The organism is Streptomyces sp. NPDC058525, from assembly GCF_042719495.1.
Taxonomy (GTDB): Bacteria; Actinomycetota; Actinomycetes; order Streptomycetales; family Streptomycetaceae; genus Streptomyces.
Map to the genome: position 1 here is coordinate 1 of NZ_JBHXNP010000227.1, position 1329 is coordinate 1329.

Here is a 1329-nt window from a genome sequence, read left to right on the forward strand (position 1 = left end):
CAAGGCTCGAGCGTTCTCATCTGGTGGGCGTGATCAGGTCGAGTGCGTGGTCGGGGTGTGACCGGTAGTGATCGACGGCTTGGGCGTGGTTGGCCCAGCCGATGAGGTGGGCCAGGGCTATCGAGAGGTTGCGCAGGGTGGCCAGGGCTCGTGGAGCGTTTCCGGTGCGTACTCGGCAGGCGTCTTCGCGCAGGGTGGTGTCGCGGATGTGGTGGAGGGCCTCGATCTGCCAGTGCCCGCGGACGGCGGCGGCGAGTTGGGCGGCGGTGGCCTGGTCGGCTCGCAGGCTGGTGACCGCGTAGACGCGTTCGAGTGTCACCTTGCCAGTACGGACGTCACGGCGTCGGCGCACGATTTGCAGTGCCTGAACGGCGTGCGGGAAGGCTAGTCCGGTGACGGTGGCGGCCTTGAGCCGGCGGATCTCGTCCCGGCCGTGACCGTCAGTGCGGGTCTTGTCCAGCAGGGGAACGTCCCTCCAGGGCAGCTTCTTCAGCGCCGTCTGCAAGGTGGGGTGGTTGCCCTTGACGACGGCGATGTAGTGGGCGTTCTTGTCTTCGACGAGGAAGCGGGCGTGGTCGGTCTGGGTCAGCAGCGCGTCGAACGTGACGACGGTGCCGGCCAGTTCCAACGAGGCGAGCAGGGGTCGGAACGCGGTGATTTCGTTGCTTTTGGTCTCGACCTGGCGCTGGGCGATCACCGTCTTCTCGCCGTGCAGGACAGCGGCCAACAGGTGGACCGCGGTCCGTGTGGCGGTGCGTGAGCCGCGTAGGGACTTGCCGTCCACGGCCAGGGCCGGTAGTCCATCGACGGGCTCCAGCTGACCGGCGAGCCAGCCGCCGACGGCCCGGTCCAGAGCATCGGCGTCGATCCTGGCCAGCAGCCGCCCCAGCGTGCACGCCCGCGGGACGCTCTTCCCCAAGCCAAGGCGGGCCCGGATCTCGGGCGGGGCACCGGCCGAGATCCGGGCGATGGACACCAGCGTGGCAGCGCCACCGAGGACAGCGACGGTACACAGAGCCAACAGTGCGCCGAGACGATACCGACGCCCCTGCCGCCGACGCGGATCGGGCAAGGCCTCCAACACCCCGGCGAGATGGACCAGCTCCTCGGGCTCGATGGCCGGCAAGTCCGCTATGCGGTCACGGCGGCAGGACAGGACTTCGATCGTGGAAACTGACATACGGACGCGACCCCTGAACGATCAACGGCTTCGACACCTTGATCATCAGAGGTCGCGTCCTTCGTGCATCCACCAGGCCCCAACAGGTCGAACACCCACGATCAGGACCAACAGCGCATCTCGACAGGCGAGAACGCTTCAGCCCTGGG

At 67.9% G+C, this 1329-nt stretch carries 1 protein-coding gene; it reads right to left on the minus strand.

The window, feature by feature from the left end; all coding sequences use genetic code 11:
- Positions 1-16: 16 nt before the first annotated feature.
- Positions 17-1180, minus strand: coding sequence for an ISAs1 family transposase (locus ACFWP3_RS41995; RefSeq protein WP_384232227.1), 1164 nt, complete (start codon positions 1178-1180; stop codon positions 17-19).
- Positions 1181-1329: the final 149 nt, after the last annotated feature.